This is a genomic window from Bradyrhizobium sp. UFLA01-814, from assembly GCF_046718885.1.
In the GTDB taxonomy this organism is placed as follows: Bacteria; Pseudomonadota; Alphaproteobacteria; order Rhizobiales; family Xanthobacteraceae; genus Bradyrhizobium; species Bradyrhizobium elkanii.
Window position 1 is genome coordinate 19633 of the sequence record NZ_JAQOSR010000126.1, and the last position, 7791, is coordinate 27423.

Sequence of the window (7791 nt, forward strand, 5' to 3'; positions counted from 1 at the left end):
CTTAACCGGCTTGTCCCCGAACCGCGCTTGTCTGACCGGGATCGACGAAGAAGCTTGCATCCATCAACTTCAGTTCGTCTGCGACTTTCCAGGGGGCAAACTCCATCTGCTCGAGCACATCGCGCCGAACGTCGATACCTGGCGCCACTTCCGTCAGCACCAGTCCCTCCGGAGCAACTTCGAATACCGCTCGCTCGGTGATCACCAGCGCGGTTTGGCCGCGCTTGACGCCGTCGGTAACCGCGTAGGTGATGTGCTCCACCTGCTTCGCGAACTTGCGAACCTTGCCTTCCTTGACGATGCTCAGTTTCCCGCCGTCGAAACCGACATCGAGCCCACCAGTGGTGAAGGTTCCGGTAAAGACCAAACGCTTGGCGCTTTGCGCGATGTCGATAAAGCCGCCCGCGCCCGGATTGGCGGCGCCGAACTTCGATACATTGACTCGGCCGCGCTGGTCGAACTGAGCGAAGGCGAGTGCCGCAAAGTTGCACAACCCTCCATCAATGGCGTCGAACTGATAGACGCCGTCGAGGATCGCATCGGGATTCAGATTCGCGGAAAACTGCCATCCAGACATGACAATCCCGCCGTAGGATCCGTGCTCGGTGGTAAACCAATAGTCCTTGAGCTCGTCGCCGTGAAGCAGCCCCTGCTCCGCCATGACGAGCGGCACATCGGCCGCTGCCCCGAAGCCAAAAATGGAAAGTTCGCGTTTCCGCACTTCCTTCGCTGCCCGCGATGCGACGACCTTGTCGGCGGACGACGGGATCGGAGGGAGTTGAGACAGCGCCCTGCGCTCACCGCCGAAGTAAGCCGGGTCGAACTCGACGTCGGTCGTCATCATCATCTTGGGGTCGACGACGACTGCATCGACAAACATGCCTGGGATCCGGACCTCGGATGCGGCTCTCTGGCCGTGAGGCACGGCTCGCCGCACTTGCGCCACGACGCGGCCGCCATGGGCCTTGGCTGCCAGCACCAGCGCAATATTCGAGGACACCAGCGCCTCGTTCTCGAAAGACAGATTTCCGAACTCGTCTGAGGTCGATGCGTAGATGAACACGGTGTCCAACTTCCATGCCGGATAGAATAGATACGGCTTTCCGTCGAATTCGATTTTTCTCACGAGATCGTCATGTGCTCTTTCCGTGAACCGGCCGCCGCCATTGTCGGGATCGATGTAGGTGCCGATCCCGATTTCGGTCATGTAACCTGGGCTGCGACGAGCTATCTCGCGTAGCCAATGCATCGTCGCTCCGATCGGCCAGGAGTAGGCTTCGATCCTGTTCTCACGGATGAGACGCATGAGCTCGGGTCGCTTTCCCGTCTTGGGATCGACAGGATTAATGTATGAACCGCTCACCATGCGCTTCATCAATCCTTCCTGCGCTACGTGGTCCATGCCCTTGATGCCCTGAGCGTCGCCGGTCCCGACCGGGAAGTAGAAGGTCAGGTTTTTCGGGCTGCCTGTATTGCGGAATTTGTCGCCAAGGGCCTTCAAAAGAGTATCGGGCGTTACCCAACCGATCACACCCACGCAACCTACCGAGGATCCGTCCTGAATGGATGCAACTGCCGTCGCGGCATCAACGATTTTATTCACGACTTCACCGTAAAGCGTTCAAAGGTTTTTTGGGAACTTGGCGTTTCGCAGTTCGACGCGAACTCCCGGGACGAGACTTCGTCCAGGCGCTCGGCGTCCGCCATGATGAAGCGGTCGAAGAAGCGCTTCGTCGACGCGACGGCTTCGGGCGGCACTTTGGAAAGACCGACGGCAATCTCCGTTGCCAGAGAAAGCGCGGCGCCCGGCCCGGCGACGTCATCGACCAAGCCAATCCTCGCCGCCTCGATCGTGTCGATCGATGCCGCGCCCCACGTGAGACGGCGCGCCCGCACCGGGCCGACCCGAGTCAGGAGCGCCGTAAGTCCCCACGGCGGCAGCCAGCCGTTCGGGGCTTCCGGCAGATGCCATCGTGCGTTCGACGCAGCCACCACGATGTCGCACGATGCCGCAAGGATCATTCCGCCTCCGAGAGCGTATCCTTCGACGGCCGCGATGACCGGCTTGGCGCGGTAGCCTATCGCGCGCGCGAACGTTGCGGTTTCGGCCTCGTGCTTGCACATATCCGCGATAGAGAGGCCTGCCAGCTCCTTGAGGTCGCTGCCGGCGCAGAATGCGGGCGGAGCGCCCGTCAGCACAACTGCACTGATCGCGTCATTGCGCTCTGAATCGGCCAGGGCAGCGTTCAGATCCCGCATGAGCTGCGAACCCAACGCATTGCGGCGCTCCGCGCGATTGATGGTAACGATGGCGATCGGACCTTGATTGTCTAGCTTGATCATCTGTTCACGATCCTGTTAATCGAGGCGCGCGCCGTCGGCGTTCACCGCTGCCCTCACTTGCTGCCCGTCAATGTGCCTCGGCGCGATTCCGTCGCGCACCGCAATCACCGCTGCATGACCGATCGCATGACCGTAGGAGAAGCACTGAGCCGTGACACGGGCTGAAGCGACTGCTTCGTGCTCCGCCGAGAGGCAGCGACCGGCAACCAGCAACCCCTCCCCGCGCTCCGGCACGAAGCACCCATACGGCACCTCGTAGTAGTCGTTCAGCAGCCACTCGACGCGAGGCTTGACGCCCGAGTGCAGCTCGATCGGCCAGGGCGAGACCGCAATGCCGTCAGATGACTTGGCGCCTTTGACGACGTCTTCGTTTGAAAGCCTCTTTACACCAGAGACCTGACGGGTCTGGCGCACGCCGACCTGGACGCCCGTATCGTTCAGAAAGGCGGCTTCGCATCCCACGAGATTGTCGCGAAAGAAACGAGCGTATTCTCGCGCCTGAAGCCTTCCCTCGATTTCGGCGTCGGTGAAATCCTGATGGAAAAGCGTGTTGAGCTCACGCCCGTCCGGCCCGATCACACGCGTGCAATTACACAGCAACTCGTTGGGTCGAGTGGTGGGGAATAGCCAGATTTTGGCGCGCGGCAGCCGGTATTCACCAGCATTGTGCTTTGCGCGGATCATGTCGGATATCTTTTCCGGCATGATGGTGTCGGCACCGTATTCTGTGACGAAGCGATCGACATCGACACCCATCATTCGAAAGATCATCGTCGGGTTCTGAACCCTGCCGTTGTCGCCAATGAAGCTGGGCAAGCCGGCCATTGCGACGACATCAGCATCTCCGCTCGCATCGACGACAACTTTGGCGCGCGCATCGAGGGGTCCTTGTTTCGTCCAGATGACCACCCCCCCGATCCTGTCGCCCTCCATGCTCACGTCGCTAGCGACAGCATGGAACACGACGCGTACTCCGGCTTCCCGCAGCATCGCGTCTGCTTCCTCGCGCCAAACCAAGGGGTCGTGGACCCGCGCCCAAGTCTTTCCGTAGAGCAGCGGATCGCCAAGCCCGCCTTTGGCTTCCAATCGGCGGCAAAATTCGTCGGCAAAACCAAAAACAACCTGCTTCGGCTTGGCGTTGATCGCTTCGGTCGCCTCGTACAGACCGCACACCGTGCCCGACAGCCCGGCCACAGCGCCGCCGCCGCAAAAGCCATACCGCTCCACGAGCGTGACTTTCAGACCCCTTCGAGCGGCGGTTACAGCGGCCGCAACTCCTGCGGCTCCCCCTCCGACGACGAGCACATCGCTGTCGACACGGTTAGACCCACGGGCGTCCAATTGTGCTCTCCCTGTGATATCTTAGTGGTGTATTACAATTATTTCAATGCATGTTGGTTTGCAAGCGCCTTCGGGCAAAAAAATGCCCGCGATCGCGCGGCAGATTTGCGAGTGAAAAGTTAGCTGCTTGGAGACCGCAGCGGCGACTGCGGACTGGAGGCGACGAGAGGGCTGAAGTTGACCTGGCGGTCCCTGCGAACGACGCGACCGGCGTGCTCGCTACGGCCAGCGGTCGGCTCGTCGGGCACGGGATCAGGACACAGGACAAATGCCGCAGGCGCTATTCGGTAGCGGCGAAAACCTGCGGCGCTGCGAGACTGCGGCAATCCGGCTGTTCAACAGAGGGTGCCGTCAATGCGACGATAGCGCGCGCATGCTCGGTTCTTACTGAGGTATCTCGTCCACTGACGATACAGTTTTCGCAATCACGGCGTCCGAAGCCGTGCCGTCAGGCGTAGCGCATCGCAGAAGATCGTAGTTTGGCGCAGAAAATCGTACGCATGGTAGCGGGGGACCGCTACAGCGCTAGACCCACTATTCCGCAAGCGCTGTTTTCTTATCTGCGCGCAACCGTAACTGGCATAGCGGCGCTTTGATAGCCGGCCAATTGCCGCCTTTTGTAGCCAATCAAACTACGACTCCGAAAAGATACGAGGAGGTTCACATCCAGGAGGCACAACACCGATCTCTGCGAAGTTCCCCCAAAACGCAAAAGATGTCCCCTTCAAGGACCTGCGCCGGTATGCAAGAATTGGTGGTTCCAAGGAGGCGCAATTGCCGAGCTGAAGGATCATCCGGCAAGCTGATTGGCCTTCAACGCTCCGCGCTTCGCTGCGTCGCCGCCTCGCAATCGTGGCGCGAGAACCCGCTCGGCCGTATCTTCGCCCGCCAGTTCGTTGAGCCACACGATCATGCGATCATTGTTCAAATGCGGATAGACGTGGCGCGCGTCGTCGTTGGCGTTCTGCCGGTTGTAGTAGCCAGGACCGAGATACTCATCGAGCCAGCCAAGCCGCAGCGCTCGTGTCCTGGACGGATCGGGGGCAAGGCAGACGATCGGACAGCGGCGTGGGCCTCTGCAGACCATTGATGGCCGCGCGCAACTGGCTGACGGTGTACTCAATGCTGTCCGGCATCACAGGCGCTCCAGCACGCGCTTCGCCTTCATGGGATTTCGCGAAGAGCTGGACCTCGAATGCCACTTTGGTCGGCGGGATAGTCACGGCGGCGCTGTCGTTGAGCGCCCTTCCGGAATTGACGAAGCATGCGAGCAAATCCGGCTACTCCGCACTGGTATCCCTCGTCGTCACCGTCGCGCCGTTCATTTTCACCGCGCTACGATCAGGAACGGTCAAAAAGGACGCCACGATCCAGCAAGACGTCGTGGTGTACCAAGGATACCTTCTTCCATTTTTTGCTTTCCGGCGTGATCACTCTCTTCGCAGGTCTGGCACAGCTTTTGGTACTGTTCCTTCTGCTGAAAGAAGCGTTCGATGGCTATAAGTTCTGGGTCTTCTGGCCTCATTGCGAATCTTGGTCGCTCCTGACGTTAGCCCTCGGCGCGGCGATATGCTGGTACGTCGGAAGCTCGATGGTTCTGACGATCAAGTTGCAGTGGGCGGCCGAGGCCAGCGCCAAGGCAACTGCCAAGGCAGCCAAGGATTTTGCCGATCGACCTAAAACCGCCTCGCAGGACGAGAAACCCCCTGGCGACGTTCGCGCAAAAGGGCCGCTGCTGAGCTGGCCGGTATTTTGAAGACCGCAGGCCTCTTGATCCGGCGTTGCTGGGCTCGAGTCCGAAAAGGGCGCGCCAAGTTCGTGGGCTTCTGGGGGATCGGTCGCTGGCAATTCCCCTCGCCTATATGGAACTTTCGGGGGCGGTTCCTTTCGCCCTGGGCGAGTAGCGAAGCCAGAGGCCAATCACTAGGCGGGAGGCAAATTTCGGGTGAACGACCGGAAAATCACATTTTTACTATTTAATTTCAATAAGTTATGCGATATCAGATCGCCATCGTTCGTATGTGTGCACGCATGGACGGAACCAGGAACCTCAAAAGGTCGTTGAATGGGGGCTGCGGATGTATTACATTCCGTAGTAGATCGCTGGACGTAGGGCGTGCGCACAACCAGCCCCTCCTGATGGAAACATCAGGGCCGTCGCATGAGACGGACAGCCCCGTAAGGGGTTAAGAGGTTCGCCCCGAGACATCTCACGATGTCGCACAGGCCCGAAAGGGCCTGTTTCTATTTTACCACGGCCTTTTCCGATTGCGATCGGAATTGCGGCGCGGCGCCTTACCCTTGAGCGTCAGGTCGACCAACGTCGCGAATTTCACCTGGCCGAAGGTTGCCACGCGGTCGCCGGAATCCCGAATGAAGGCGCTTCTCACGCGCATCTTCAATTTAGCGCGCTTGTCCCCTTTCCAACGTTCGAGCGTGAAAGGGATGATGTAGTGCGCGGGATTCTCGCCGCCGGGGAGCTCTACGATCAGACATCGGTCGTTTTCACCGAGCCAAACAGAGCCGCCCACGGCCCAATCGATATGCTCCCAGATCTTCAGTGAGGCCTGATAGCGCTTCACGCAAAATCGGCCATCGGCCCTCGAGCAAGGTGCGAACCTAGGTCTTGGATCGTCCGGGACAGCTTCCTCGGTGAAGCAATGATCGGAAAATTCCACCAAAATGGCGTGCTCCTGGTCCCCGAACTGGACCGAGATTACCGTCTCGTCGAGATGACTGAGATCGAATGATTCCTCTTCGGTATCGAAAATTCCCCAAGTTACAGGCAAGGCGACCCATCGTATCTCTTCAACTCTGCCCTCCTTACATCAGGTTGTAAGAAAAGGCCATTGCACGGTCGGTCCGACACCCGGTCGGCTGGTCACGGCGGCTTTTGGGCTTGGTGACCGTCCGGACTAGCCCACACTCGAAGAGCACTTAAGCTACCTGCTTCTGATTGCGAAATCAGATTCCGGTCGAGAATCCATCGCTCGATCGAGATCAAAAGCAGCTCATCGGCGAGAGTCAGATCATCCGACCTCAAGCGCGCGATCGAACGGCTTATCCGGCGCTCTCGGACAGTGTCGCGCGAATGTTCTCCGGCATCCGGGAGCGATAGATGCCGCTACTACGGTCAAAAGTACCGAATCTCATCCGCGTTTTGACCAATTCTGCCAGCGGCGCCTCCTAGGCTCGGCGGAATTTATCGACGGAGGGGACGGATGTCGGGGCAACGAGTTGGCGTTTCAGCATCGGACCGGTCGGTGTCGAGCTATTCCTCGCAGACATACCGGGCGCACAAGCATCGTTCTCTCAACCCGTGAGTAGTCGGTAGGTCCATGGATTATTTCGCCCAGCAGTTCATCAACGGCCTCGTTCTCGGCTCCATCTACGGCCTGATCGCCATCGGTTACACGATGGTCTACGGTATCGTCGGCATGATCAACTTCGCTCGTGGCGACATCTTCATGATCGGCAGCGTCATGGCGCTGATCACCTTCCTGATCCTGGTGTCGATCGGCCTGACCTCGGTGCCACTGATCCGCGAGGCGCGCGACAGTCTGGCCGGGCCCAGATCGTTCGGCGCCGAGGCCGCTCGCGGCCGAGGACGCTCACCAGGCTCGCCGTCTTAAGGATCGGGCGGCACCTCGTCGTCGCGATCGGCGCCGACCGCCGGTGACGAGGTCGACCGAAAATCGATCGCCGATTACGGACTGAAAAACGAGCTCGAACCGTCTGCCATAAACGATTCAGGGCAAGCGAGCGCCGACCACGTTCACTTCGCCCCTTCGTTCAACCTGCTTTGCAACCTGTTTTGGAAGCCAGAATGGCAACATCGGTTAGCTTCAATCGCAAGATCGTCGATGCTCGCGAGTTCGAGCTCAGGGCGTTCCGCGATGTGAAGGACATGATCGTCCCCTACACCACCATCGGCGCCGTCCGTTCGGGTGGGCTGTCGTCCCACTACCTGGAGGCCTCGACCAAGGGCGATACGTCGAAGCTGGCCGTCCTCTTCAACACCGGCCCCTTCGTCGACATCGCCTACCTCCTGGTCGGCGGCATCTACGGCTACGGCGGCTTCATTCCGACGGAAAATCTGCAGTCGAT

Annotated in this window: 8 protein-coding genes and 1 pseudogene; 4 read left to right on the forward strand and 5 right to left on the reverse strand. The window is 59.6% G+C overall.

Annotated elements, in window-relative coordinates:
- Position 1: 1 nt before the first annotated feature.
- From PMN64_RS30585 to PMN64_RS30600, 4 genes are all read right to left on the reverse strand, one after another.
- Positions 2 to 1603 carry an acyl CoA:acetate/3-ketoacid CoA transferase gene (locus PMN64_RS30585; RefSeq protein WP_411783342.1) on the reverse strand — a complete coding sequence of 534 codons (1602 nt, stop codon included), beginning with the start codon at positions 1601 to 1603 and terminating at the stop codon, positions 2 to 4.
- Positions 1600 to 2343 carry an enoyl-CoA hydratase/isomerase family protein gene (locus PMN64_RS30590; RefSeq protein ID WP_411783344.1) on the reverse strand — a complete coding sequence of 248 codons (744 nt, stop codon included), beginning with the start codon at positions 2341 to 2343 and terminating at the stop codon, positions 1600 to 1602. Before PMN64_RS30590 ends, PMN64_RS30585 begins: the two co-directional genes overlap by 4 nt.
- Positions 2344 to 2358: 15 nt before the next feature.
- Positions 2359 to 3648: an FAD-dependent oxidoreductase gene (locus PMN64_RS30595; protein WP_411783355.1), complete on the reverse strand. Its 1290-nt coding sequence runs from the start codon at positions 3646 to 3648 to the stop codon at positions 2359 to 2361.
- A gap of 826 nt (positions 3649 to 4474) precedes the next feature.
- Positions 4475 to 4771 carry a hypothetical protein gene (locus tag PMN64_RS30600; RefSeq protein WP_411783345.1) on the reverse strand — a complete coding sequence of 99 codons (297 nt, stop codon included), beginning with the start codon at positions 4769 to 4771 and terminating at the stop codon, positions 4475 to 4477.
- Positions 4772 to 4773: 2 nt separating this feature from the next.
- Between PMN64_RS30600 and PMN64_RS30605 the strand changes: the two genes are divergently transcribed.
- Both PMN64_RS30605 and PMN64_RS30610 read left to right on the forward strand, forming a co-directional pair.
- Positions 4774 to 5187 (forward strand): hypothetical protein, encoded by a 414-nt coding sequence (locus tag PMN64_RS30605; RefSeq protein WP_411783347.1) that lies wholly within the window; start codon positions 4774 to 4776, stop codon positions 5185 to 5187.
- A gap of 88 nt (positions 5188 to 5275) precedes the next feature.
- Positions 5276 to 5440, forward strand: coding sequence for a hypothetical protein (locus tag PMN64_RS30610; RefSeq protein WP_411783348.1), 165 nt, complete (start codon positions 5276 to 5278; stop codon positions 5438 to 5440).
- 493 nt (positions 5441 to 5933) lie between these two features.
- Here the strand turns inward: PMN64_RS30610 and PMN64_RS30615 are convergent, their stop codons facing one another.
- Positions 5934 to 6266 carry a hypothetical protein gene (locus PMN64_RS30615; RefSeq protein ID WP_411783350.1) on the reverse strand — a complete coding sequence of 111 codons (333 nt, stop codon included), beginning with the start codon at positions 6264 to 6266 and terminating at the stop codon, positions 5934 to 5936.
- Between the two features lie 756 nt (positions 6267 to 7022).
- On the opposite strand from PMN64_RS30615, the pseudogene PMN64_RS30620 reads away from it, so the two are divergent.
- Together PMN64_RS30620 and PMN64_RS30625 are read left to right on the forward strand one after the other, a co-directional pair.
- Positions 7023 to 7226, forward strand: a pseudogene (locus PMN64_RS30620) (ABC transporter permease subunit); the annotation flags it as partial.
- Between the two features lie 284 nt (positions 7227 to 7510).
- The coding region (locus PMN64_RS30625; RefSeq protein WP_411783351.1) for a hypothetical protein at positions 7511 to 7791 on the forward strand (281 nt) is incomplete at its 3' end.